The organism is Microbacterium ginsengisoli (genome assembly GCF_000956535.1).
In the GTDB taxonomy this organism is placed as follows: Bacteria; Actinomycetota; Actinomycetes; order Actinomycetales; family Microbacteriaceae; genus Microbacterium; species Microbacterium ginsengisoli.
The window spans coordinates 1-24,746 of record NZ_JYIY01000060.1 but is presented as its reverse complement, the minus strand read 5'-3'; the positions used below and the strand labels follow the sequence as shown (position 1 = coordinate 24,746).

At 71.1% G+C, this 24,746-nt stretch carries 25 protein-coding genes; 7 read left to right on the top strand and 18 right to left on the bottom strand.

What is annotated here, in order from left to right:
• Positions 1 to 10: 10 nt before the first annotated feature.
• Positions 11 to 955, bottom strand: a complete 945-nt coding sequence (locus tag RR49_RS03225; protein WP_045246627.1) for a LysR family transcriptional regulator — start codon at positions 953 to 955, stop codon at positions 11 to 13.
• A gap of 92 nt (positions 956 to 1,047) precedes the next feature.
• Between RR49_RS03225 and RR49_RS03220 the strand changes: the two genes are divergently transcribed.
• The gene (locus RR49_RS03220) at positions 1,048 to 2,280 is read left to right on the top strand and encodes an MFS transporter (RefSeq protein ID WP_045246626.1); all 1,233 of its coding nucleotides are present in this window, start codon (positions 1,048 to 1,050) and stop codon (positions 2,278 to 2,280) included.
• 13 nt (positions 2,281 to 2,293) lie between these two features.
• Here the strand turns inward: RR49_RS03220 and RR49_RS03215 are convergent, their stop codons facing one another.
• Positions 2,294 to 2,899 carry a TetR/AcrR family transcriptional regulator gene (locus RR49_RS03215; RefSeq protein WP_045246625.1) on the bottom strand — a complete coding sequence of 202 codons (606 nt, stop codon included), beginning with the start codon at positions 2,897 to 2,899 and terminating at the stop codon, positions 2,294 to 2,296.
• Between the two features lie 150 nt (positions 2,900 to 3,049).
• Between RR49_RS03215 and RR49_RS03210 the strand changes: the two genes are divergently transcribed.
• Positions 3,050 to 4,480, top strand: a complete 1,431-nt coding sequence (locus RR49_RS03210; RefSeq protein WP_045246624.1) for an MFS transporter — start codon at positions 3,050 to 3,052, stop codon at positions 4,478 to 4,480.
• Positions 4,481 to 4,523: 43 nt separating this feature from the next.
• On the opposite strand, the gene guaB is transcribed toward RR49_RS03210, so the two are convergent.
• Positions 4,524 to 6,026: an IMP dehydrogenase gene (gene guaB, locus RR49_RS03205; protein ID WP_045246623.1), complete on the bottom strand. Its 1,503-nt coding sequence runs from the start codon at positions 6,024 to 6,026 to the stop codon at positions 4,524 to 4,526.
• Between the two features lie 295 nt (positions 6,027 to 6,321).
• Between guaB and RR49_RS03200 the strand changes: the two genes are divergently transcribed.
• Genes RR49_RS03200 through RR49_RS03185 form a run of 4 tightly spaced genes read left to right on the top strand, consistent with a single transcriptional unit; the run spans position 6,322 to position 10,439 of the window.
• Positions 6,322 to 7,710, top strand: coding sequence for a branched-chain amino acid ABC transporter permease (locus RR49_RS03200; protein WP_327037314.1), 1,389 nt, complete (start codon positions 6,322 to 6,324; stop codon positions 7,708 to 7,710).
• An 11-nt stretch (positions 7,711 to 7,721) separates the two neighbouring features.
• The gene (locus RR49_RS03195) at positions 7,722 to 8,717 is read left to right on the top strand and encodes a branched-chain amino acid ABC transporter permease (protein ID WP_045246621.1); all 996 of its coding nucleotides are present in this window, start codon (positions 7,722 to 7,724) and stop codon (positions 8,715 to 8,717) included.
• Positions 8,710 to 9,687, top strand: coding sequence for an ABC transporter ATP-binding protein (locus RR49_RS03190; RefSeq protein WP_045246620.1), 978 nt, complete (start codon positions 8,710 to 8,712; stop codon positions 9,685 to 9,687). The genes RR49_RS03195 and RR49_RS03190 overlap by 8 nt, the downstream gene beginning before the upstream one ends.
• Positions 9,684 to 10,439, top strand: a complete 756-nt coding sequence (locus RR49_RS03185) for an ABC transporter ATP-binding protein (RefSeq protein ID WP_045246619.1) — start codon at positions 9,684 to 9,686, stop codon at positions 10,437 to 10,439. Before RR49_RS03190 ends, RR49_RS03185 begins: the two co-directional genes overlap by 4 nt.
• A gap of 10 nt (positions 10,440 to 10,449) precedes the next feature.
• Here the strand turns inward: RR49_RS03185 and RR49_RS03180 are convergent, their stop codons facing one another.
• From RR49_RS03180 to groES, 6 genes are all read right to left on the bottom strand, one after another.
• Entirely contained in the window at positions 10,450 to 11,214 is a 765-nt protein-coding gene (locus tag RR49_RS03180) for a hypothetical protein (protein WP_045246618.1), read from the bottom strand.
• Positions 11,211 to 12,122, bottom strand: coding sequence for an ATP-binding cassette domain-containing protein (locus RR49_RS03175; RefSeq protein ID WP_045246617.1), 912 nt, complete (start codon positions 12,120 to 12,122; stop codon positions 11,211 to 11,213). Before RR49_RS03175 ends, RR49_RS03180 begins: the two co-directional genes overlap by 4 nt.
• Entirely contained in the window at positions 12,119 to 12,505 is a 387-nt protein-coding gene (locus RR49_RS03170) for a GntR family transcriptional regulator (RefSeq protein ID WP_045246616.1), read from the bottom strand. The genes RR49_RS03175 and RR49_RS03170 overlap by 4 nt, the downstream gene beginning before the upstream one ends.
• 153 nt (positions 12,506 to 12,658) lie before the next feature.
• A complete protein-coding gene (locus tag RR49_RS03165; protein ID WP_045246615.1) occupies positions 12,659 to 13,987 on the bottom strand; it encodes an ABC transporter substrate-binding protein in 1,329 nt (442 codons plus the stop codon).
• Between the two features lie 217 nt (positions 13,988 to 14,204).
• Positions 14,205 to 15,155 carry an EamA family transporter RarD gene (gene rarD / locus RR49_RS03160; protein WP_045246614.1) on the bottom strand — a complete coding sequence of 317 codons (951 nt, stop codon included), beginning with the start codon at positions 15,153 to 15,155 and terminating at the stop codon, positions 14,205 to 14,207.
• Positions 15,156 to 15,309: 154 nt separating this feature from the next.
• Positions 15,310 to 15,606, bottom strand: coding sequence for a co-chaperone GroES (gene groES, locus RR49_RS03155; protein ID WP_045246613.1), 297 nt, complete (start codon positions 15,604 to 15,606; stop codon positions 15,310 to 15,312).
• Between the two features lie 157 nt (positions 15,607 to 15,763).
• Between groES and RR49_RS03150 the strand changes: the two genes are divergently transcribed.
• On the top strand, positions 15,764 to 16,957 hold the full coding sequence (locus RR49_RS03150; RefSeq protein ID WP_045246612.1) for a THUMP-like domain-containing protein: 1,194 nt from the start codon (positions 15,764 to 15,766) through the stop codon (positions 16,955 to 16,957).
• Positions 16,958 to 17,012: 55 nt separating this feature from the next.
• Here RR49_RS03150 and RR49_RS03145 read toward each other — a convergent pair whose 3' ends face one another.
• The 9 genes from RR49_RS03145 to RR49_RS03105 all read right to left on the bottom strand — a co-directional run.
• A complete protein-coding gene (locus RR49_RS03145; protein ID WP_048809330.1) occupies positions 17,013 to 17,516 on the bottom strand; it encodes a hypothetical protein in 504 nt (167 codons plus the stop codon).
• Complete coding sequence (tsaD, locus tag RR49_RS03140) at positions 17,513 to 18,583, bottom strand: tRNA (adenosine(37)-N6)-threonylcarbamoyltransferase complex transferase subunit TsaD (RefSeq protein WP_045246640.1); 1,071 nt, start codon at positions 18,581 to 18,583, stop codon at positions 17,513 to 17,515. Before tsaD ends, RR49_RS03145 begins: the two co-directional genes overlap by 4 nt.
• Complete coding sequence (gene rimI, locus RR49_RS03135) at positions 18,574 to 19,110, bottom strand: ribosomal protein S18-alanine N-acetyltransferase (RefSeq protein ID WP_048809328.1); 537 nt, start codon at positions 19,108 to 19,110, stop codon at positions 18,574 to 18,576. The genes tsaD and rimI overlap by 10 nt, the downstream gene beginning before the upstream one ends.
• Positions 19,107 to 19,787: a tRNA (adenosine(37)-N6)-threonylcarbamoyltransferase complex dimerization subunit type 1 TsaB gene (gene tsaB, locus RR49_RS03130; protein WP_045246611.1), complete on the bottom strand. Its 681-nt coding sequence runs from the start codon at positions 19,785 to 19,787 to the stop codon at positions 19,107 to 19,109. The genes rimI and tsaB overlap by 4 nt, the downstream gene beginning before the upstream one ends.
• Before the next feature lie 81 nt (positions 19,788 to 19,868).
• Positions 19,869 to 20,372 (bottom strand): tRNA (adenosine(37)-N6)-threonylcarbamoyltransferase complex ATPase subunit type 1 TsaE, encoded by a 504-nt coding sequence (gene tsaE / locus RR49_RS03125; RefSeq protein ID WP_045246610.1) that lies wholly within the window; start codon positions 20,370 to 20,372, stop codon positions 19,869 to 19,871.
• Positions 20,369 to 21,490 (bottom strand): alanine racemase, encoded by a 1,122-nt coding sequence (alr, locus tag RR49_RS03120; RefSeq protein ID WP_045246609.1) that lies wholly within the window; start codon positions 21,488 to 21,490, stop codon positions 20,369 to 20,371. Before alr ends, tsaE begins: the two co-directional genes overlap by 4 nt.
• Positions 21,487 to 21,864: a holo-ACP synthase gene (locus RR49_RS03115; RefSeq protein ID WP_045246608.1), complete on the bottom strand. Its 378-nt coding sequence runs from the start codon at positions 21,862 to 21,864 to the stop codon at positions 21,487 to 21,489. Before RR49_RS03115 ends, alr begins: the two co-directional genes overlap by 4 nt.
• A 16-nt stretch (positions 21,865 to 21,880) precedes the next feature.
• A complete protein-coding gene (gene glmS / locus RR49_RS03110; RefSeq protein WP_045246607.1) occupies positions 21,881 to 23,731 on the bottom strand; it encodes a glutamine--fructose-6-phosphate transaminase (isomerizing) in 1,851 nt (616 codons plus the stop codon).
• 48 nt (positions 23,732 to 23,779) lie between these two features.
• Positions 23,780 to 24,746, bottom strand: a 967-nt coding sequence (locus tag RR49_RS03105; RefSeq protein WP_157013143.1) for an efflux RND transporter periplasmic adaptor subunit, incomplete at its 5' end; no start/stop codon positions are given.

Sequence of the window (24,746 nt, the reverse complement as noted above, 5' to 3'; positions counted from 1 at the left end):
CCCCCACAGCCTACCGGCGACGCCCGCGAGCGCCGATGCCGGTGCGCGCGCTGTCGCCGGGCAGAACGGATGCCGCGGCCACCTCGGCCGCGACGGCATCGACGAAGACGCGGGCCGCACGGCTCGCACCGGGGCGCACCGCGATCAGCAGGCGCCACTCGATGCGCTCGTCGAGCGGGCGCAGGGCGAACCCCGCGCCGCGCGGCGCGTCGGGGACGAGGTAGCGCGGCATGGCGGCGACGCCGAGCCCGGCCGCCACGAACTCGGGGATCTGCGCGACGTCTCCCACCTCGACGATCGTGCGACGCGCGAGACCGCGGGCGGCGAGCGCGGCGTCGAAGACCGACCGCTGGCCGAACCCTGCGGGCGAGTCGACGAAGTCCTCCTCGGCGAGGCGCGCGAGCGGCACGGTGCGGGACGCGGCGAGGGGGTGGTCGGCGGGCAGCACGGCGACGAACTCGGACGCGATGAGGCAGGCCCGGTCGGCCACAGCCTCGGTCGGCTCGGCGCCGAGGAAGGCGACGTCGATGCGCCCTGCGGCGAGGTCGGCTCCGAGACCGGCGGAACCGGTCGCCGACGGCGAGAGGTGCAGCTGCACGCCGGGGTGTCGGGCGCGGAACGTACCGAGCACGCGGGGCAGCGCCCCACGTACGAGCACGTTGGTGAGGATGCCGATGCGGAGCGTCCCGCGCAGCTCGCCGTCGTCGGCGACCTCATCGCGCAGCAGCGCCCACTCGTCGAGCAGGCGGCGGGCGCGCGGCAGGGCGACCTCGCCCGCCGGGGTCAGCGCGACCCGATGGGTGTCCCGCTCGAACAGGCTCGCGCCGACCTCGCGTTCGAGGGCGCGCACCCCCGCCGACACCGTCGACTGCGCGGCGAACAGGCGTGCCGCCGCCCGACCGAACCCGCCCTCGTCGACGACGGTGACGAAGTACTCGAGCTGACGCAGGTCCATGGCGGGAGCCTAGCGCCGTCATCGTTCAGAACGATCGCCCTCATCGGGAACGTTCGTTTCCATCGATGTCCGATCGCGGTCACACTGGAGTCATGACCACGACCGCCGACATCCCCGTCATCCGCCTGCGCACGCCCGGCGTCTCGCACCGCACCGGGTTCTGGGTCGTGGCGCTCGGGTTCCTCGCGACGATGGCCTTCACGACCATCCCCACCCCGATCTACGCGTTCTACGCACGCGCCGACGGCTTCGCGACCTGGGTCGTGACCGTCATCTTCGCCGCCTACGCCGTGGGCGTCCTCGCCGCCCTCTTCCTCGTCGGGCACATCTCCGACTGGGTGGGACGGCGCCGGATGCTGCTCCTCGGCGTCGCGCTGCAGCTCGTCGCCGCGGGGCTCTTCCTCGTCTTCCCGCACGTGGCGGGCCTGATCATCGCCCGCGTGCTGTCGGGCTTCGGGATCGGCGCGATCACCGCGACAGCCTCGGCCCACCTCGTCGAGCTCGACGCGGCCGCCCGGCCCGGAGCCGGCCCCGCGCGAGCCACGACCGTCGCCACGGTGCTCAACACCGGCGGCCTGGCGCTCGGCCCGCTCATCTCAGGCGCCCTGGTCACCTGGCTTCCGGGCCCGACCGTGACGCCCTACCTGCTCTTCGCCGGCCTCCTCGTGCTCGCCGTGCTCGGCATCGCGCTCGTGCCCGAGACCGTTGTGCGCCAGAGGGAGCGTCCCGCGTACCGCCCGCAGCGGGTCGCCGTGCCGCCGGAGGGACGCCGCGACTACACGGCCGCCGCCATCGCGGGCTTCGCCGGCTTCTCGGTGTTCGGGCTGTTCACCTCGCTCGCCCCCGTCGTGATGACCCAGGTCATGCACGAGCCCGCGCCGCTCGCGGGGGGAGCCGTGACCTTCGCGGTGCTCGCGGCATCCGCTCTCGCCCAGCTGGTGTTCGGACGCCTGAGCTCGCTGCGTCAGCTGGTGCTCGCCCTCGTGCTCGTCGTCGCCGGGCTCGCCGCCCTCGCGGTCGGCGTGCTCACTGCGACACTCGCGGTCTTCGCGGTCGGCGGCGTCGCCGCGGGCGCGGGCGTCGGACTCGTGTTCCGCGCCTCGATGATGACGGCGGGGCACCTCGCCGCCCCGGAGCGCCGCGGGGAGGCGCTCGCAGGCATGTTCCTGGCGTCGTACCTCGGACTCGCGGTGCCCGTGCTCGCGATCGGCGCCGCGCTCGTCTTCGCCCCGATGACGCCCGTGCTCGTGGTGTTCGCCGCGGCCGTGGCCGTGCTGGTCGTGGTGGCCTCGTTGCCGCTCGTGCGGCGCGCGGCTCAGGCCTGACGACCCGCGCGGGTCACCAGGCCTCGTCGACGCGCGGGGCGAGGCCCAGCACCCGGGCCTTGTCGGCCGGGAAGCACGCGTCGAACAGCTCGGTCACCCGCGAGTCCACGTCGTAGTCGTCGGCGAGGCGCATGCCGATCATCGTGTTGATGAGCATGCCGTGCGCGAGGAACCCCTGCGCCTGCTCGGCGGTGAACCCGAGCGAGCGCAGGTACTCCCACACCTGGGCGAAGCCGTCGCGGGCGACCGGCCCGATGACCGGGTGCGCGCCCAGGAGGAACGCGTGCGTGAGGGTCTGGTGCAGGCCCCGCACCTCGAGCAGGTCGATGTAGGCACGGCCGAGCCGGTGCTCGAGCGTGTCGTTGGTGACCTCGGCCGCCGCCCGGAACCCCGCCAGAAGCTGGTCGAGCGCGGCCGTGCAGGCAGCGACGAACAGATTCTCCTTGCTGCCGAAGAGCCGCACGACATAGGGCTGAGAGACGGATGCCGCGCGCGCGACATCGTCGGTCGTGGCACCGACGTATCCCTTGGCACCGAAGACGGCGAGCGCCGCGACGATGATCTGCGAGCGCCGCTCGTCAGAGCTCAGGCGCCGTTCGGGCTCGTCTGTGGGGGTCACGCTTGACAGGTTATCAGTCGATTACTACAGTCGGCCATGTCAAAGTAATCATTCGATTACAAACACGCGCTGCCTTGCCGGGTCGCGCGTCGATACAGACACCCTCGCTCCGCATCCCGCCACTCCTCCTCCGACCAGAAAGGCCGCACCATGAGCCTCGCCACCGCCGCGCGCCGCCGCCCCGCCGCACTCGTCATCGCCGCGGCATCCCTGCCCATGTTCATGGCGACCCTCGACAACCTCGTCATGACCAACGCCCTGCCGGTGCTGCACAAGGACCTCGGCGCCAGCGTCGAGCAGCTGCAGTGGTTCGTGAACGCGTACACCCTCGCATTCGCCTCGACGATCCTGCTGGCCTCCGCGCTCGGCGACCGCTACGGCCGTCGCACCGTCTTCACGATCGGCATCGCGGTGTTCGGCATCGGCTCGATCTTCGCCGCCCTCTCGCAGGACCCCGGTCAGCTCATCGCCGCGCGAGCCCTGCAGGGATTCGGCGGCGCGGGCGTCATGCCGCTCTCGCTCGCCCTCATCACCGGCGGCGTCGCCGATCGGCTGCGCCCGCTCGCGATCGGCATCTGGGGCGGGATCGCCGGCCTCGGCGTCGCGGTCGGCCCGCTCGTCGGCGGGGCGGTCATCGAGGGCTGGAACTGGCAGACGATCTTCTGGATCAACATCCCGGTCGCCGTCATCGCCCTGCCGCTCGCGATCTGGGCACTGCCGAACCAGCGCGGCGCCCGCGCCCGCATCGACGTCGTGGGCACCGTGCTCGCCGGCGCCGGGGTTCTCGCCCTCGTGCACGCCATCGTGCGCGGCAACGACGACGGCTGGTCGACGTTCTCCGTCATCGGCGAGATCGTGCTCGGCTCGCTGCTGGTGATCGCCTTCCTGGCGTGGCAGTGGCGCTCGCGCAGCCCGCTCGTGCCGCTGCGACTGTTCCGCGACCGCTCGTTTTCCCTCACCAACGCGGTCGGCTTCGCGTTCAGCTTCGGCACGTTCGGGTCGATCTTCATCCTCATCCAGTACATGCAGGTCGTGCGCGGCTCGACCCCGCTGGAGGCGGCGGTGCAGACCACGCCGTGGACGCTCGCCCCGATGGTCGTCGCACCCCTCGCCGGGCTCATCGCCCCGCGGGTCGGCACCCGCATCCTGCTCGTCACCGGACTCGCAGCGCAAGGCATCGCCCTCGGCTGGCTCGCGCTGATGATCTCCACCACGACGCCCTACATCGACATGGTCGCGCCGTTCGTGCTCGCCGGCGTCGGCATGGGGCTCGTGTTCGCGCCGTCGGCGACAGCCCTGCTGTCGACACTCGGCATCGCCGACCACGCCAAGGCGTCGGGCGTCAACTCCACCGTGCGCGAGATCGGCGTCGCCCTCGGCACCGCCGTCATGACGGCGATCTTCGTCGGCGCCGGAGGTCAGCTGCGCCCGGACATGTATGTGGATGCCGCGCGCCCCGCTGTCCTCACCGGGGCGGCCGTGCTGCTGGTCACCGCCGTGCTCGCCCTGTTCCTGCCCGCCGGCCGCGGCACGCCGACGACGGCCGCGGACACCGAACGGGAACTCGCGCACGCGGCCTGAGCCGCGGCATCCAGCCCCTCATCGAGGCGCCGGACGACAGGGATCACTTCTTGTAGTTCGGCGCCTCGACGACGATCTGCACGTCGTGCGGGTGCGATTCCTTCAGGCCCGCCGCCGTGATGCGCACGAAGCGACCCTTCGTCTTGAGCTCCTCGATCGTGCGCGCCCCGACGTAGAACATCGACTGACGCAGACCACCGACGAGCTGATAGGCGACGGCGGCGACCGGGCCGCGGTAGGCGACCTGGCCCTCGATGCCCTCGGGGATCAGCTTGTCGTCGCTGGGCACGTCGGCCTGGAAGTAGCGGTCCTTCGAGTACGACGTCTTCTTGCCGCGGGTCTGCAGCGCGCCGAGCGAGCCCATGCCGCGGTACTGCTTGAACTGCTTGCCGCCCTGGAAGACGATCTCGCCCGGCGACTCGTCGGTGCCGGCGAACAGCGACCCGATCATGACGGTGTCGGCGCCCGCGACGAGCGCCTTGGCGATGTCGCCCGAGTACTGCAGACCGCCGTCGGCGATCACCGGCACGCCCGCCTCGCGGGCGGCGAGGGACGCCTCGTAGACGGCCGTCACCTGCGGCACGCCCACACCCGCCACGACGCGGGTGGTGCAGATCGAGCCCGGCCCGACGCCGACCTTCACGGCGTCGACACCGGCGTCGATGAGCGCCTGAGCGCCCTCGCGGGTCGCGACGTTGCCGCCGATCACGTCGATGTGCGCGAACGTCGGGTCGGCCTTGATGCGCCGCACGATGTCGATGACGCCCGCCGACTGGCCGTTGGCCGTGTCGACCACGAGCACGTCGACGCCCGCGTCGCGCAGGGCCTCGGCGCGCTCCCACGCGTCGCCGAAGAAACCGATCGCGGCGCCCACGCGGAGGCGACCCTGCTCGTCCTTGGTGGCGAGCGGGTACTTCTCGCTCTTGTCGAAGTCCTTGATGGTGATCAGACCCGCAAGACGTCCGTCGGCGTCGATGAGGGGCAGCTTCTCGACGCGGTGCTTGGCGAAGGCGGCGATCACGTCGCCCGCACTCACGCCCACCGGGGCCGTGATGAGGCCCTCGCTGGTCATCACGTCGCGCACGAGGGTCGAACGGCGCTCGAAGCCCGACACGAACCGCATGTCGCGGTTGGTGACGATGCCCACGAGGCGGCGGTCCTCGTCCACGACCGGAAGGCCCGAGATGCGGTAGGTCGCGCAGAGCGCGTCGACCTCCTCGATCGTGGCGTCGGGAGTGGTGGTCACCGGGTCGCTGATCATGCCCGACTCGCTGCGCTTGACCCGGTCGACCATGGCCGCCTGGTCCTCGATCGAGATGTTGCGATGCAGAATGCCGAGACCCCCCTCGCGGGCGACCGCGATCGCCATGCGGGCTTCGGTGACGGTGTCCATCGCGCTCGAGATGAGCGGGGTGGCGACCGTGATGCGGCGCGTGACCCGCGAGGACGTGTCGGCCTCGCTCGGGATGACGTCGGTGTGCCCGGGCAGCAGCAGGACGTCGTCGTAGGTGAGTCCGACGAAACCGAAGGGGTCGTGCTGCTCCATGCGTGCTCCCATGCGGCGCCCGGTCGGGGCGCGATCGTGGCGGCGAGGGCGGAGGGTCATCCCGCCTGATGATTCTAAGCGGCGCGGGACGGGCTGTATTCCGCTCGCGCGCGTGTACGCGCCCGCTCGCGCGCGCGAGCGGCGACGGCACTCGGGTGTCGCGAGTCGCGCGATCGGCCAACGCGAGTCATACTGGGCGGCACGCGACGACGAGGCCGCGTGGACGGAGATATCGGTTCGGTGACGATGCCGGACCGAAACACCCCTGACATATGCGACTCCTAGTCTCTCGGACGTGCATCCGCGCCACCCGGCGCGCCTGCCCAGCTACGACCCGTGGAGGACGATGACCGTGCAGTTCGCGCACAGGTTGCTCTCATCGCGACGACGACTCGCCGGCATCGGCGCGCTCGTGCTCGCGCTCGGGGTGCTTCTCACCCTGCTGATGCCCGCCCCGGCCGCCCACGCTGCGACCACCTGCTCCGCCGATGCGACGACAGCCTGCATCCAGGGCACGATCCGCACCAGCGACGGCAAGCCCGCGAGCGGTGTGAAGCTGTCGATCGCCGGGCCCGCGGCATCCACCCCCGACACGACCACGGATGACTCGGGCCGCTGGGTGTTCGAGGTGACCGCCGCCGGTTCCTACACGGTGACCCTCGACAAGACCTCGCTGCCCGACGGCCAGTACGTCTCCGGCGCCGACACCCGCACGGTGCAGGTGTCGCTGCACTCGGACTTCTCGGCGATCTTCTCGCTGAGCGATTCTGCGGACGGCGCGACCACGACCGACACCGGGTTCGACTGGCAGCGGTTCTGGCAGCAGTTCGTGCAGGGCGTGCGCCTGGGCCTCCTCCTCGCCCTCGCCTCCCTCGGCCTGTCACTCATCTTCGGCACGACCGGCCTCAGCAACTTCGCCCAGGGCGAGATGGTGAGCCTCGGCGGCGTGCTGGCCTGGTTCTTCATGTCGATCCTCGGCAACAACCTGTGGCTCGCGGGGCTCGCGGCCGTCGTGGTGATGGCCCTGTTCGGCTGGGCGCAGGACGTCGTGCTGTGGAAGCCGCTGCGACGCAAGCGGCTCAGCCTCACACAGCTCATGATCGTGTCGATCGGTCTGTCGATCGCCCTGCAGTACGTGCTGCAGCTGTGGATCGGCGCCGGCACCGTGCGCATCGACCTCGCCACGCCGGCGACCGTCACGATCTGGGGCATCACCCTCACGATCCAGTCCTACGTGTCGATGGGCATCGCGATCGTCGCGATCGCCGCGGTCGGGCTCGGCCTCATGTACACCCGCTTCGGCCGCGCGACCCGCGCGGTGTCCGACAACCCGGCGCTGGCGTCGGCGTCGGGCATCGACGTCGACCGCGTCATCCGGGGCGTGTGGATAATGGGATCCGGACTCGCGGGTCTCGCGGGCGTGCTGCTCGGCCTCGTGCTCAACGGCGTGAACTGGCAGACCGGCGGCCAGCTGCTGCTCCTCCTGTTCGCCGCTGTCACCCTCGGCGGACTCGGCACCGCGTTCGGCGCCTTCGCGGGTGCCATGGTCATCGGCCTCATCGTCGAGCTGACCAACATCTGGCTGCCCGGCGACCTGAAGTACGCGACCGCCCTGGCGCTGCTCATCATCATCCTGCTGTTCCGGCCGCAGGGCATCTTCGGCCGCCGCGAGCGGATCGGCTAAGGAGGGTTCTGATGGACTTCTGGGTTTCCCTGCTGCAGCAGCTCACCGAGAACGCGATCGCGCCGGTCACCGCGGCGTACGTCATCGCGGCGATCGGTCTCAACATCCACTTCGGCTTCACCGGTCTCATGAACATGGGCCAGGCGGGCTTCATGCTCCTCGGCGCCTACGGGTTCGCGCTGACGATCATCTACGGCGGCGGGTTCTGGCTCGCGGTGCTCGTCTCGATCCTCGCGTGCGTCGTGTTCGCGGCGATCCTCGGCATCCCGACGCTGAGGCTGCGCGGCGACTACCTCGCCATCGTCACGATCTGCGCGGCCGAGATCGTGCGCATGGTGGGCCGCCTCGCTGCGCTCGCGCCCATCACGGGTGGCTCGACGGGCCTCGTCGGACCCACCTACCGCGGGCCGTTCACCGACCTGTCTCCGCTGGGGACCGGGTCGACCACCATCCTGTGGTTCACGTACCCGAACACCGACCCGGGGTCGGGCAACGACTGGTGGACGCGCATCGTCTCCTGGGGCCTCGTCGTCGTGCTGCTCGCGCTGACCTGGCTCGCGATGCGCAGCCCGTGGGGTCGCGTGCTCAAGGGCATCCGCGAGGACGAGGACGCTGTGCGCAGCCTCGGCAAGAGCTCCTACGCCTACAAGATGCAGGCGCTCATCATCGGCGGTGTGCTCGGCGGGCTCGGCGGCATCCTGACCGTGCTCCCCGCCTCCGTGCAGCCCGACGGCTTCAGCCGCACCCTCACATTCAACCTGTGGACGATCATGCTGCTCGGCGGCGCCGCGACGATCTTCGGTCCGCTGCTCGGCGCGATCATCTTCTTCGTCGTGCGCATCGCGATCGTGCAGATCATGGGCGAGTTCATCCCGACCTCCATCCTCAACACGCAGCAGACGCAGGCGCTGTCGTGGGTGTTCATCGGCGTCGCGCTCATGCTCATCGTGATCTTCAGACCACAGGGCATCCTCGGAAAGAAGAAGGAGTTGAGCTTCAATGCCTGACCTCGGCCCCGTCACCACCGCGATCCGCACGCAGCTCGGCGGCGTCGAGGAGACCCCCGGCGCCACGAAGCCCGACCCGATCCTCGTCGTCGACAACATCGTGCGCCGATTCGGCGGCATGACCGCCGTCAACGTCGACCACCTCGAGGTGCAGCGAGGCGCCATCACGGCCCTCATCGGTCCGAACGGCGCGGGCAAGACGACGTTCTTCAACCTGATCACCGGGTTCGACCGCCCCTCCAGCGCCAAGCGGCTCATCGGAGGTCCGTCCTCGGATGCCGCGGCCCGCTGGTCGTTCGACGGCCGCACCCTCGGCAACACCGCGGCATCCAAGGTCGCCCGTGCCGGCATGGTGCGCACCTTCCAGCTCACCAAGGCGCTCTCGCGCATGACGGTGCTGGAGAACATGCTGATCGGCGCGAAGGGCAACCCCGGCGAGAACCTCGCCGTCGGGCTCATCCCGGCGCTGTGGTCGAAGGCCGAGAAGGCGAACATCGCCAAGGCCGACGAGCTGCTCTCCCGCTTCAAGCTCGACGCGAAGCGCGACGACATGGCCGGCAGCCTCTCCGGCGGCCAGAAGAAGCTGCTCGAGATGGCGCGGGCGCTGATGAGCGACCCGCAGATGATCATGCTCGACGAGCCGATGGCGGGCGTGAATCCCGCACTCACCCAGAGTCTGCTCGAGCACATCCAGGCGCTGCGTGAGGACGGCACGACGGTACTGTTCGTCGAGCACGACATGCACATGGTGCGCCACATCTCCGACTGGGTCGTCGTCATGGCCCAGGGCGAGGTCGTCGCCGAGGGCGCGCCCGACAAGGTCATGAAGAACCCCGCCGTGATCGACGCCTACCTCGGCGCGCACCACGACACGGACCTGGGCGACGACGACGCGCTCACGACCGGACTCATCGAACAGATCGAGCAGGCCGCCGAAGCCGAGGCCGAGGCCGAGGAGGAGTCGCGATGAGCGAGACCACCGCCACCCCCGTCGTCAAGGCGGACAACCTCATCGCCGGCTACCTGCCGGGGGTGAACATCCTCAACGGATGCACCCTCGAGGCCTACCAGGGGGAGCTGATCGGCATCATCGGCCCGAACGGCGCCGGCAAGTCGACCCTGCTGAAGGCGCTGTTCGGACTCGTGAACGTGCGCAGCGGCTCGGTGACCCTCGAGGGTCGCGACATCACCAACAACAAGGCCAATCAGCTCGTGCAGGCCGGCATCGGGTTCGTGCCGCAGACGAACAACGTGTTTCCCTCGCTCACGATCGAGGAGAACATGCAGATGGGCATGTTCCTGCGCCCGAAGCAGTTCGCGAAGCGCGTGGCCGAGATCTGGGAGCTCTTCCCGGTGCTCGGCGAGCGCCGCAAGCAGCGCGCCGGGTCGCTCTCGGGCGGTGAGCGCCAGTCGGTCGCCATGGCCCGGGCGCTCATGATGAACCCGAAGGTGCTTCTGCTCGACGAGCCGAGCGCCGGACTGTCGCCGGTGCGTCAGGACGAGACGTTCATCCGCACCCGCGAGATCAACAAGACGGGCGTCACGATCATCATGGTCGAGCAGAACGCCCGCCGCTGCCTGCAGATCTGCGACCGCGGCTACGTGCTCGATCAGGGCCGCAACGCCTATGAGGGGACGGGTCGTGAGCTCGCGAAGGACCCGAAGGTGATCGAGCTGTACCTCGGCACCCTCGCCACCGATGTCGAGGCCGCCGGCAAGTAGGCGAGTCGACTCAGCGCGGGGTCGCGCGGCGGATCACCAGATAGCCGCCGAACGCGCAGGCGAGGGCAAGACCCAGCAGAAGCGTGAACTGCCCGACGATCCCGATCGCGGCGAGCCAGCCGAACAGCTCGGCCCAGCCCTGCACGAGGGTGACGACCGTTCCGGCCACGAGCAGCGCCGACGTCGCGCCGAACGCGAGCACCACCATCCCCGGGATGCGCCAGCGCATGTAGACGGTCGTCGCGCCGGCGCCGATCGACAGGACGAGGAGCTGGAGCGCGAAGGTCGTGTAGAAGTCGGTCAGCCAGCCGTTCTGCCCGTACCAGAGCGCGTCGAACATGTGGACGCCGAGCCACCAGCCGCCCGTCGCCTTCTCGACCTGTACGAGTGCGGCCGTGAGCGCCGCCATCTCCGCGGACACGAGCACGAACATGACGAGGGTGCCCATCCAGTAGTCCCGCCGGGTCGAGCCGATGCCGAGTGCGAAGGAGAACGTGAGCCCGACGGCCTGCACCCCGACCACCACCAGGTACCACTGGGGCGACAGCACGGCCCAGCTGTAGCGCATCCCCTCGATGTCGATCCCACCGGCCACGCTCCGGATGATCAGGCCGACGACCATCGAGACCACCCAGGCGCTGCCCGCGATGACCCATGGCATGCCGAAGAAAACGGCGGGGTTCACGGCGTGCAGACGTACGGTGCGCCAGATCGGATTGCGCCGCATGCGACCGGCGCGAGGCACCGCCGATCCGACGACGGTGAGCGCGTTCATGCGGCTTCCCTCCGGTTCGGGGCGTCGGGGTTCGCGAGATCGTCTCCGGTGAGGTGCACGACGAGCTGCTGGAGCGACACCGGGGCGAGCTCGAGGCCGGAGTGCGCGGCACGGGCTCGCGCGGCCGCGTCGAGGCGGCCGTCGATCGTGACCGACGCGAGCCCGCCGAGACGCTCCCGTCCGATGATCGTGTAGTCGGCGGCGAACGCGTCGACCGCGGCGGCCGGCCCCGCCACCGCCGTCGCGGAGCCGCGCAGCTCATCCGCGTCCTGGTCGAGCAGGATACGCCCGCGATCGATGAGGACGACGTGTTCGAGCATGCCGGCGACCTCGTCGATCAGATGGGTGGAGAGCACGACGGTTCGCGGGTGCTCGGCGTAGTCCGTCAGCAGCCGGTCGTAGAAGATCTGTCGCGCCACCGCGTCGAGACCCAGATACGGCTCGTCGAAGAACGTCAGGTCGGCACGGGAGGCCAGCCCGACGACGACGCCGACGACGGACAGCTGCCCCCGCGACAGCTTCTTGATGGGCCGGCGGAGGGGAAGCGCGAAATCGGCGATGAGGCGGCTCGCGAAGTCCGCGTCCCAGTTCTCGAAGTACCAGGGAGCGACAGAGAAGACATGCGCCGGCGTGAAGCCCTCGGGGTACCGCTGCGATTCGGCGATGAAGCACAGGCGACGCAGGACGTCGCCGCGTTCGACCGGCGAGCGGCCGAAGACCTCGACCGAGCCGCCGTCGGCGAAGATCTGCCCCGTGAGCAGTTGCATGAGCGTCGTCTTGCCGGCGCCGTTGCGGCCGAGGAGGCCGTAGATGCGATTCTCGGCGAACTCGACGTCGACGCCGTCGATCGCCGCGAGCTTTCCGTAGCGCTTCACCAGCCCGCGGGTGCGGGCGACTGCGGCGGTCATGAGGCGATCCTTACGTCGGTGTTCGCGGCGGCGGCGCACTCGGCGCGCACCAGGTCGATGAGCTGGTCGGCGTCGATGCCGAGTGTCGAGGCCTCGACGATCAGGGGGCGCACGAATTCGTCGGCGAACGACCTCCGCCGACGGTCCGCGACCCGTTCGCGGGCTCCGCTCGTCACGAACATCCCGATCCCGCGACGCTTCTCCACGATCCCGGCGTCGACGAGCATGTTCACTCCTTTGAGCGCGGTGGCCGGATTGATGCGAAGGAACCCGGCGAGCTCGTTCGTCGACGGGATCTGCGCGTCCTCCGCGAGCAGGCCGGCGAGGATCTGGTTCTCGATCTGCTCGGCGACCTGCACGAAGATCGGGCGCGTCTCATCCATCCGGTTCCCGCCCTCCCGACGTGCTCACATGGTTCATTACTTGAGTAACTAACCAATCATGCAGAGCTCCGCGTGTCAAGCGTGGCGCGGCGACGGCGGGCACGCGAAAGGGGCGGGTGCTCGCGCACCCGCCCCTTCGCTGTGATCAGGAGATCAGTTGGTCGAACCCTGGATCGACTTCTGGAACACCGGGACGTTGGTCGCGTCGAACTTGTAGATGCCGATGAAGGCGCTCGACGGGTCGTTCTCGGAGTTGAACGGGCCGATGCCCGCCTTGCCCGTGTACTGGATGTCCTTGCCGGAGTTCAGCAGGGCGAGGCACGAGGCGTAGTCGGCGCACTTCTCGCCACCGTTGACACCCGAGACCGCGGCGAGGTTCGCCTGGATCGAGGGGCCGTCGGTGCCCTTGCCCTTGTCGGCGGCGAGCGCGGCGAGCACGATCGCGTCGTAGGACTCGGGAGCGTAGGAGAAGTCCTTCAGGTCGGCGTTCGCCGAGGTCTTGTAGAAGTCCACGAGACGCTGCTTGAAGGTGGCGTCGGGCTGAGCACCGGGGATCGTGCCCTGCGCACCCGTCAGGGTGTCGGCCGCGAAGGTGGTGCTGTAGTCAGCCGTGTTGCCGTCGACCATGTAGACCTTCGACATGTCCCAGCCCTGAGCCTTGAGCTCGGGGACGATCGACTTGGTCTCGTCGAACGCGAGGATGGCGATCGCGTCGGGCTTGGCGGCCAGAACCGCCGAGACCTCCGACGAGAAGGTCGTCTGACCGGGAGCGAACTCCTGGCCCTTGCCCTTGGCGCCATAGACGATCGAGCCGCCCGCCTTGGTGACGGTGTCCTCGACGACGTCACGCAGGCCGGTGCCGTACGCGTCGTTGAAGACGAGGAAGCCGAGCTTCTGCACGCCGTCGCCGACGATCAGGTTGCCCAGCGCGGAGCCCTGCACGGTGTCCGGCGGAGCGGTGCGGAAGTAGTAGCTCGAGTAGCCGGACAGCGCCGTCGCGGTGTTCGCGGGCGAGAGCTGCACCTTGCACTTGGAGGTGATGGTGTCGACGAAGTTCAGCGTGACGCTGGACGACTCGGCACCGAGCACGACCTGCGCGTCGGAGCTGGCGATCTGGGCGGCCGAAGCGGTCGAGACGGAGAGGTCGCTCGACGCGCCCGAGTCGGTGATCGGGCCGACCTGGACAGGCTGGCCGAGCACGCCACCGGCGGCGTTGATGTCCTGCACGGCCAGGCCGTAGCCGGCCTCGGCGGGCGGGTTGAGGTACGCCAGCGAACCCGTCTGGGGCAGGATCGTCGCGATCTTGAGCGGGCCGGTGCTCGGGGTGCCCGGCTTGCACGCCGCAGCGGGGTCGGCGTGCGTGGAGGCCGAGGCGCTGGCGCTGGAGGTCGGCGTGCTCGAGCTCGAGCACCCCGCCAGCACGAGCGTCGCGGCACCCGCGAGGGCCGCAGCCGCCACGAGGGCCTTCTTGGGATGAACCATGGTGGCTCTGTCCTTTCGTGTGGGCGCGGCGCACGGGAGCCTCTCCCCCGCGTCCGCTTGCGCGAAAACGTATCCCCGTTGTGTCACGAACATGTTTCACTCATGAAGACGTGATCTTTCCGCGACGAAATCGTTATGAAAGGCGTGTGAGAGGCACGATCTCGTCGGTGAAGAGCCGCGGGGATGCGGCATCCGCTCGTCTGCGGGATGCCGCCGTTCAGGTGAGCTCGGCGACGTCCGAGGCGCCGCGAGCCCGCCGCGAACGGCGTCCCGCCACGACGGAGTCGACCGAGAGCACGGCGAGTGCGAGCCACACGATGCCGAACCCGACCCAGCGCTGCGACGTCATCTGCTCGCCCATGAGCAGCCACCCCGTGAGGAACTGCAGGATCGGCGCGATGAACTGCAGGAGGCCGACGAGAGTGAGGGTCGCACGACGGGTGCCGGCGGCGAACAGGAGCAGCGGCACGGCCGTGACGATGCCCGCCGAGACGAGGAGCAGGGTGTGACCGACACTCGCCGTGCCGATCGTCAGACCCGACGTCGCGGACACGATCGCGAGCTCGACGACGGCGATCGGCACGAGCCAGAGCGACTCGAAGGTGAGTCCGCTGACGGCGTCGACGCTCGGGCCGATGCGCTTCTTCACGAGGCCGTAGACGCCGAAGGACAGCGCGAGCGTCACGGCGATCCAGGGGAACTCGCCGTAGCCGGCGACGATCACGCCGACGGCCACGACCGCCAGACCGATCGCCGCCCACTGCACCGGACGCAGCCGCTCGCGCAGCACGATGACGCCGAGCAGCACCGTCACGATCGGGTTGATGAAATAGCCCAGGCTCGTCTCGATGATGTGGTGGCTGAGGGTGCCGATCAGGAACACCTGCCAGTTCACGAAGATCAGCAGACCCGCGAGGGCGGTCAGGGCGAGCAGGCGCGGCTGGCGGGCGATCGCGACGATGCGACCCCACGACCGCGTGACGAGGATGAGCAGCGCGCAGAAGATCAGCGAGAAGACGATGCGCCAGCCGACGACCTCCCACGCCGACGCGGGTGCGAGCGCCGCGAAGTACAGCGGCAGGAAGCCCCACATGAGGTAGGCCGCGGCCGCGTAGAGGCCGCCCACGGTGTTGCGGCGGGCGGCGTCGGCGGGGCTCTCGGGGGTCACCGATCCACCCTATTCCCGCCCCTCGACGTGGCGACCGCGCCGGCCGCGCGCAGGGCGCCAGGCTCCGCACGATTCCCGCCACGGTTCACCACGCGTGCGGCGGGAACGACGAAGGGTCCGGATGCCGCGGCATCCGGACCCTTCGGAAAGTCGATCAGCGAACGACGACGGCGAGGACGTCGCGAGCCGAGAGCACGAGGTACTCGTCGGCGCCGAACTTGACCTCGGTGCCGCCGTACTTGCTGTAGATCACGCGGTCGCCGACGGCGACGTCGAGCGGGATGCGGTTGCCGTTGTCGTCGATGCGACCCGGGCCCACAGCCACGACCTGGCCCTCCTGGGGCTTCTCCTTGGCGGTGTCGGGGATGACGAGCCCGCTGGCCGTGGTCTGCTCGGCCTCGACCTGCTGGATGACGATGCGGTCCTCGAGCGGCTTGATGGAAACCGACACGGTGTACCTCTTTCTTGGACGGAAGACTCGTTAGCACCCACATACCGAGAGTGCTAACGCCAGTGTAGGCAAGTGCTGGCACTCATGCAACGCGAGTGCCAGAAGACGTCATACGCCGTCGCGCTCGTCGCGGGACGCTCCGGCCTAGGCTGGCGGGATGCGGATGGACCAGCTGCGCGCCGTGCTCACCCCCGAGGGGCTGCGCCGGCTCGACGAGCTGGGGCCCCTCGCCACGACCGACCACACCGCCCGCGCGGTGAGTCGCCTGCGGACCGAGGGCCTCGACCCCGACACCGTGACCGCGCTCGTCTCGCAGGCGCACCTGCGCGCCCGGGGCGCCGCCAAGTTCGGCGACCTCGCCGCCGGCATGCTCTTCACCCGCGCGGGCCTGGAGCAGTCGACACGCCCGGTCGTCGCCGCCCGCCATGCCGCCCGATTCCGCGACGCCGGCATCGGGCGCGTCGCGGACCTCGGCTGCGGCATCGGGGGCGACAGCCTCGGCTTCGCCGGGCTCGGGATGTCGGTCCTCGCCGTCGACGCCGACGAGGTCACCGCCGCGGTCGCCGCGTACAACCTCGCCCCGTTCGGCGATGCCGTCGAGGTGCGTCACGCCCGCGCCGAAGACGTAGACCTCGGCGGCGTGGACGCCGTGTGGCTCGACCCGGCCCGCCGCGTCGCCGGTCACGACGCGCAGGCGCGGGTCGCGGCATCCGAGTACACCCCCTCGCTGGAGTGGGTGTTCCCGCTCGCGGCGCGCACGAGCGCCGGCATCAAGCTCGGGCCCGCGTTCGATCGGGCCGAGATCCCCGCGGATGCGGAGGCGCAATGGATCTCGGTGGACGGATCGACCGTCGAGCTCGTGCTCTTCACCGGCACGCTCGCCCGCGACGGCGTGCGCCGGGCGGCACTCGTGATCCGCGGGGAGCGCGTGCACGAGATCACGGCGGCCGGGGACGCTCCCGACGTCGACGCGCGCCCGATGGGCGCCTACCTCCATGAACCCGAGGGGGCCGTGATCCGTGCGCGCCTCATCGGCGACGTCGCACGGGCGCTGGAGGCGGGCACGATCGACCCGCACATCGCCTATCTGACCTCGGATGCCGCGCTCACGAGCCCGTTCGTGCAGAGCTTCCGCGTGCGGGACGAGCTCCCCGTTGCGACGAAACCGCTCGCGAAGGCGCTGCGCGCCCGCGGCATCGGCCGCCTCGAGATCAAGAAGCGGGGCGTCGACGTCGACCCGGCAGCGCTGCGTCGCGCGCTCGCGCTGCGAGGCGATGAATCGGCAACTCTGTTCGTCACCCGCATCGGCGACCGGCGGGTGGCGCTGCTCGCCGACCGCGTCGACGACTGAGCCGCGGGCGCCGGTCGCGACGTCGGCGGGCGAGGGGACCCTCGGCGAGGGACCGTCAGCCGAGCGCGCCGGAGGCGACGACCGCCCAGGTCAGCCACGCCGCGCTGTAGAGGATCGACCCGGCGCCGAGCGCGATCGCCCAGATCGCCATCGCACGTCCCGGGGACGGACGCCGCCGGGCCGCGATGCCGAATCCGACCGCGAGCACGCCGAGCGGCAGCATCCATCCGACGACCAGGGAGGCGCCGAGCGCGATGATCGCGGTGCCCAGGCCGAGCGCCGACAGCGGCACCGGATGACGCACCGCCGGCGCCGGCGCCGGCACGTCGAAGACCGTCTGCTCGTGCACGGGCTGCAGGGCGGCGACATCGACGGGCGCCGTGAGCTCACGCGAGAAGCCGCCACGGTGAGCGCCCGGAAGCGCCGCACTCGCCGGCGGTGTCACCACATCGGGCGAGGGCGGTTCGACCGCGTCGGCACCGTGTGCCGGGAGCGGCCACGCCCCGCCGGCCGTCGCGGCGGACCGGTCCTCCGGGGCCCCCGCGCGCTCGCCGCTCACGCGGGCACCCCCTCGGCCACCTGGATCTCGGTCACCGGCAGCGTCGAATCCGCGCCGAAAGCGAAGGTCGAGGGTGCGCGGCCCGAGGCGATGAGCTCGGCGGCCAGCGCCGCGATCATCGCGCCGTTGTCGGTGCAGAGGCTGAGCGGGGGGATGCGCACGGTGACCCCGGCAGCCTCGGCCCGCGCCGTCGCGACCTCGCGCAGCCGCCGGTTGGCGATCACCCCCCCGCCGAGCAGGAGCCGGGGCACGTCGAACCGGGCGCAGGCGTCGAGGGCCTTCGTCACGAGGACATCGACCACCGCTTCGCGGAAGGATGCCGCGATGTCGGGCACCGAGGCATCCGCTCCCTGCTGCTCGACATAGCGCGCGACGGCCGTCTTCAGCCCCGAGAACGAGAAGTCGTAGCGGTGCTCGTGCAGATCGGACGCCCGCGACAGCCCGCGCGGGAAGCGGATGGCGTCCGGGTCTCCGGATACCGCGGCCCTATCGATCTCGGGACCGCCGGGGTAGGGCAGCCCGAGGATGCGGGCGATCTTGTCGAACGCCTCGCCGGCCGCGTCGTCCATCGTCTCGCCGAGAAGCTCGACGTCGCTCGTGAGGTCGCGCACGAGCAGCAGCGAGGTGTGCCCACCGCTGACCAGCAGCGCGACCGTGGGGTACTCCAGCGGGGCCGCGTCTTCGGCGAGGATGTCGGCGGCGATGTGCCCGACCAGATGGTTCACGGCGTACAGCGGCACGCCGAGCCCGGTCGCGAGCCCCTTCGCGGCCCCGATGCCGACCATCAGCGCACCCGCGAGGCCCGGGCCGCTCGTGACGGCGACCGCGTCGAGGTCGGCGAGCGTCACGCCCGCCTCGGCGAGCGCGGCGGCGATCGAGGGCTGCAGCGCCTCGAGGTGGGCGCGGGCCGCGACCTCGGGCACGACGCCGCCATAGCGGGCGTGCTCGGCCATCGAGCTCGCGATCGTGTTGCTCAGCAGGGTGCGGCCGCGCACGATGCCGATGCCGGTCTCGTCGCAGCTCGTCTCGATGCCGAGCACGAGGGGCTGGTCCCGGTTCACGTGCACCACGCTCCCCGGGCGGTATCGGCGGGGCCCTCACCGGCGGCGGGGCTCTGTGCGGCGGCCGTGTCCTCTGCGGCGCCGCGCCAGGCGGCGACATCCAGGCTCATCACGATCGCGTCGACGTCATCGGGCTGGTAGTAGCGGGGGCGCCGACCGACCTCGACGAAGCCCTCCGAGCGGTACAGCGCCTGTGCGACCGGGTTGTCGTCACGCACCTCGAGGAACACCTCGGCGACGCACCGCGCGGCGGCCTCCGCGAGCAGGTGCCGCAGCAGCGCCCGCCCCTGACCCCGCCCGCGCGCCGCGCTCTCGAGCGCGATGGTCTGGATGTCGCCGTCGCGCCCGCCCTTCGGCGCGCGCAGCCCCGCGTACCCGACCAGACGGCCCGCCTGCTCCACCACGTAGTAGCGCCCGTGCGGCGAGCGCAGCTCCTCGCGCATCATCGGCTCGCTCCACGCGTCGGTGGGGAACGCCGCATGCTCGAGCGCCATGATGGCGGCGAGGTCGTCGAGGGTCGCGTCGCGGATCACGCCGTCACCCGCTTCGGGGCGCCCGGCAGGGTCACGTCGGGCGAGCGCAGGTAGAGCGGCTCGTCGCCGGTGAGCACGCGCGACGCGGCGACCGCCCGGGAACCGGCGAGCGCGAGCAGCGCCGCCGGGATGGATGCCGCGTCCTCGCGTCGCGCGCCCCGCTCGACGAGGATCGCGTCGAGGTCGTCGCGCGGCGCGAGCGCCGCGTCGCCGATCCGCACCGGCAGCCCGTCGTCGTCGAGTCCCTCGTAGACCGAGTAGGCGAACTCGCGGCGGCGCGCGTCGGTGACGACGGCGAAGCGACCGGCGTCGTCGCCCGCGATGGCGGCGCGCAGCAGGATCGACAGGGCGACCGCGTCGTGGCTGGGAACCGCGATCACGGGGAGGTCGCGGGCGAGCGCGAACGCGCGCGCGGCGGCGATGCCGATGCGCAGGCCGGTGAACGGCCCCGGTCCCATGCCGGCAACGACATGCGTGAGGGCGGTCGGCGCGGGCGCGTCGACCGGCGCGCCGATCGCGGCGGTCACGGATGCCGCGGCCAGCGCTCCCGCGATCAGATCGCCGATCACCTCGGCGTGGCCGAGCGGATTCGCACTCGTCGCCTCGGAGCGCACCACCCCGTCGGCGTCGACGACGGCGACGGCCGTGCCGAGCGAGGTGTCGATGCCGAGGATCACCTCTCTAGGGTATGCCGCCACCGGCACGCCCGGGGGATCGCGGCCCGTCGCACGGCCTGCGGGCGCGGGCGTGCGCCGCGATCAGGGACGGCGGGAGATCGTCACGGTGCGCGGGGCGTCGGCGTCGAGCTCGTCGGTGCGCCGCGACACGTCGCCGCACATCGTGTCGGCGCCGCGGCCGCCGGTCGGACGCTCGATCTCGACCTCCCACCAGGCGTCCGTGAGGGCCTCGACCATCCCGCGACCCCACTCCACGATCGTCACCGACGAGGCGAGGTCGAGGTCGAGGTCGTCGAGCTCGGCCGCGGAGCCCAGCCGGTAGGCGTCGACGTGCACGAGCGGGGCACCGCCGACGAGGGAGGGGTGCGTGCGGGCGACGACGAATGTCGGCGACTGCACGGGACCGCGCACGCCGAGGCCTGCGCCGATCCCGCGGGTGAGGGTCGTCTTGCCGGCGCCGAGGGGGCCGGTGAGCACGACCACGTCGCCGGGGCGCAGCGCCTCGCCGAGCGCGCGGCCGAGCGCTTCCATGTCGGCGGGCGCCTCGATGCGGCGTGCACCCAGGAGTGCGTCGGGAACGCTCATCGCGTCGCCGTTCGCCGCGGAACGCGCGGGCCGATGCGGGTCACGACCTCGTAGTTGATCGTGCCGGCGGCCTGCGCCCAGTCGTCGGCGAGCGGGGCGCCGTAGGTCGGATCCCCGAACAGCACCGCCTCGTCGCCCACCACGACCGGGTGGTCGCCGACATCCACGACGAACTGATCCATCGCGATACGCCCGGCCACCGGGAAACGGCGGGCGCCGATGACGACGGGACCGACGCCGCTCGCCTGACGCGGCACCCCGTCGGCGTAGCCGAGGGGCACGAGGGCGAGGGTCGTCTCGCGGTCGGTGCGGTAGGTGTAGCCGTAAGAGACGCCGTGCCCCGCCGGCACCCGCCGCACGGCCGCGATCGCGGCGCGCAGCGTCATCGCGGGCCGCAGCCCCAGCTCGGCGGGCGAGCGGTAGCTGAAGGGCGAGAGTCCGTAGATCCCGAGCCCGATGCGCACGGCGTCGTAGCGCGACTCGGGGAGATCGATCGCCGCCTGCGTCGCCGCGAGGTGGCGCACGCGGGGGGTGAGACCGGATGCCGCGGCCACCGCGAGCGACTCGTCGAACCGCGCGATGGCCTCGCGGTCGTCGTCGGGCGACGTGTTGGAGAGGTGGCTGAAGATGCCGACGACGTGCACGCGCCCGATGCGCTCGAGGCGCGCGGCCTCGGCGAACACGCTGCGCTGCGCCTCGGGCGGGATGCCGTTGCGGGCGAGTCCTGTCTCGACCTTCAGGTGCAGGCGGGCGGGGCGCTCGCCGGTCGCCGCGGCCGCGGCCCGGTTCAACTGGTCGAGATCGGAGATGCCGAGCTCGATGTGCGCCTCGACCGCGCGGCCGAACGACAGTCCTGGGGCGTGCAGCCACGCAATGAGCGGCGCATCGATGCCACCGCGACGCAGGGCGAGCGCCTCGTCGACGTCGACGACGCCGAGACGGGTCGCCCCGCCGTCGAGCGCGCCCTGGGCGGCGCGGACGGCGCCGTGCCCGTAGCCGTCGGCCTTCACGACCGCGATCACGTCGACGCCGGTGCGGCGCCGGAACGCCCTCACATTGTCGGCGATCGCCTCGGTGTCGATCACCGCCTCCCGCATGGTTCCCGCCGGCAGCGTCATGATGCCCCCTCCCCCGGCTCTCCCCGGCCCTCCGCGACCACGTACGCGGTCGCGAGTCCCGCGTCGTGCGACATCGACAGGTGCACCGCGGTGATGCCGCGTGCGGCCACCCTCCGCGCGGTGTCGCCGGTGAGCGCGAACACGGGTTTGCCGGAGGTCTCCGACGCCACCTCGATCTCGGTCCAGTGCACCCCGTCCGAGCCGCCGAGCGCCTTGATCAGCGCCTCCTTCGCGGCGTACCGTGCCGCGAGCGAACGCGGCTTCAACGCCCGCTCGGCGGGCGAGAAGAGCCGCTCGAGCAGCCGCGGGGTGCGCGAGAGGGATGCCTCGAACCGCGGCACGTCGACCAGGTCGACGCCGATCCCCACGATCATCCCCCGCGCCTCGCGCTCACTCGACCGTGACGGACTTCGCGAGGTTGCGCGGCTGGTCGACGTCCAGTCCCTTGGCGCTCGCGAGCCCCATCGCGAAGATGTGGAGCGGGACCACGGCGAGCAGCGGCTCGAACAGCGGACCCGCCAGCGGGATGTGCAGCACCTCGTCGGCGAACGGGAGGACCGCGGCATCCCCTTCTTCGGCGATGACGATGACCCGGGCACCGCGGGCGCGGATCTCCTGGATGTTGGAGACCACCTTGTCGTGGATGACCGACGAGCCGCGCGGGGAGGGCACCAGCACGAACACGGGCTGGCCGGGCTCGATGAGCGCGATCGGGCCGTGCTTGAGCTCGCCGGCGGCGAAGCCCTCCGCGTGGATGTAGGAGATCTCCTTGAGCTTGAGAGCGCCTTCGAGGGCGATCGGGTAGCCGACGTTGCGGCCGAGGAACAGCACCGAACGGGTGTCGGCCATCCAGCGGGCAAGCTGCGTGGTGCGGTCGTGCTCACGGTCGAGCACCCGCTGGATCTTCTCGGGGATCGCCTCGAGCTCGAGGACGTGCTGGGCGATCTCGGTCGGCGAGAGCGACCCGCGCACGCGCGCGACGTGGAGGGCCAGCAGGTAGAGGGCCGTGATCTGGGCGGTGAACGCCTTCGTCGAGGCGACGGCGACCTCGGGGCCGGCGTGCGTGTAGACGATCGCGTCGGACTCGCGCGGGATCGTCGCGCCCTGCGTGTTGCAGATCGACAGGGTCTTCGCCCCGCGCTCGCGGGCGTACTTGACCGCCATGAGGGTGTCCATCGTCTCGCCGGACTGGCTGATCGAGACGACGAGCGTGTTCGCGTCGAGCACGGGGTCGCGATAACGGAACTCGTGCGACAGCTCGACTTCGACCGGCACGTTCGCCCACTTCTCGAGCGCGTACTTGCCGACCTGCCCGGCATAGGCGGCCGTGCCGCAGGCGATCACGACGATGCGCGACACCGAGGCGAACAGCTCATCGAGACCGTCGAGCTCGGGGATCTCCACCGCGCCGTGACGGATGCGGCCGCGGAGCGTGTTGGCGACGGCCTCCGGCTCCTCGGAGACCTCCTTGGCCATGAACGACGACCAGCCGCCCTTCTCGGCGGCCGAGGCGTCCCAGGTGACCTCGAACGGCTCCACCTCGACCGGCTCGCCGTGGAAGTCGGTGACAGTGACGCCCTCGGGCGTGATCGCGACGATCTCGTCCTGGCCGATCGCGAGGGCGTGACGGGTGTGCTCGACGAAGGCCGCGACATCCGACCCGAGGAAGTTCTCGCCCTCGCCGAGTCCGATGACGAGCGGGGAGTTGCGGCGGGCGCCGACGACGAGCCCGGGCTGGTCCTGGTGCATCGCGAGGAGGGTGAAGGCGCCGTCGAGCTTGGCGACCGTCGCGCGGAACGCCTCGACGAGGTCGCCGGTGGCGCGGTATTCGCGGCCGAGCAGCACCGCGGCGACCTCGGTGTCCGTCTCGCTGCGGAACGTGTAGCCGTCGGAGAGGAGGTCGGCCTTGAGGGCGGCGAAGTTCTCGATGATGCCGTTGTGGATGACGGCGAGCTTGTCGTCGTCGGCGAGATGCGGGTGTGCGTTCGCGTCGGTCGGGCCGCCGTGGGTCGCCCACCGGGTGTGGCCGATTCCGGTCGTGCCGTCGGGCAGCGCATGAGCGGTGAGGTCGTCGCGCAGCACGCTGAGCTTGCCGGCCCGCTTGCGCATGCCGAGTGTGCCGTCCTCACCGATCACGGCGACGCCGGCGGAGTCGTAGCCGCGGTATTCGAGGCGGGCGAGACCCGCGATCAGGATGTCCTGGCTCGGCCGCGGGCCGACATAACCGACGATTCCACACATGCCGACAATCCTAGGGTCGCCGGCATGTGCGGAATCCGTCAGCGCGGCTCAGCCGCCGGTGCGCGAGGACGACCCGCCGGTGGTGCCGCCCGTGCGGGTTCCGCCCGTGAACGAGCCGCCGCCGAATCCGCCGCCCGAACCGAAACGGCCGGTCGAAGTGCTCGAGTTGCTGGGCAGCGTCGCCTGGTTGTCGGCGAGGACGACCTGCTGTCCGATCTGCAGCCCGCTGACGATCTGCGCCCAGCCGTCGCCCACGGCGCCGACCTGCACCGATACCGACGAGGTCGAGTCGGATCCGCTGAGCACGATCGCCGTGGCCGTGTTGCCGGCCAGACCGCTCAGCGCCGACGTCGGCACCCGCAGCGCGTTGGTGGCGGATGCCACGGTCAGCGCGACGACCGCCTGGGATCCGGTCGCCAGCGCGATCGGAGGGTTGGCGACCGTCACGACGGCGGGATAGGACGGCGTGGAGGCCGTGGACGAGACGGGGAGAAGGCTCACGGTCGCGACGCTGCCCGTGAGGGCCGTCTGGGCACCGTCGGGCGTGACCTGCGCGGCGAGACCCGACTTCACGAGCGACATGTCGGAGATCGGCACGTCGACGGTGATGTCGGCGTCGCCCGCCGCCGAGATGATGACCGCCTCGCTGGTGGTGGCGGTGTCGCCGACCGAGAACGGGATGCTGGCGACCACGCCGCCGACCGGGGCGACCAGAGTCGCATCGGCGAGGTTGGCCTGCGCCGTCGAGACGGCCGACTGATCCTGCAGCACGGCGACGGCGGCGGACGCGACGCGACTCGCCTGCGCGGCGGCCTGCGACGTGGTCGACGTGGTCGACGTGCTCGAGCCTGTCGAGCCGTGGCTGGACGTCGAGGACGTCCCGGCGCTCTTCGACGCCTGCACGATCGTCGCGGCGGCCTGGGAGATCGCCGCGCTCGCCTTCGCGATGGCGGTCGTGCACTGCTGGATCTCCGCCGGCGTCGGGGCCGAGGGCGATGCCGAGGGGCTCGGGGTG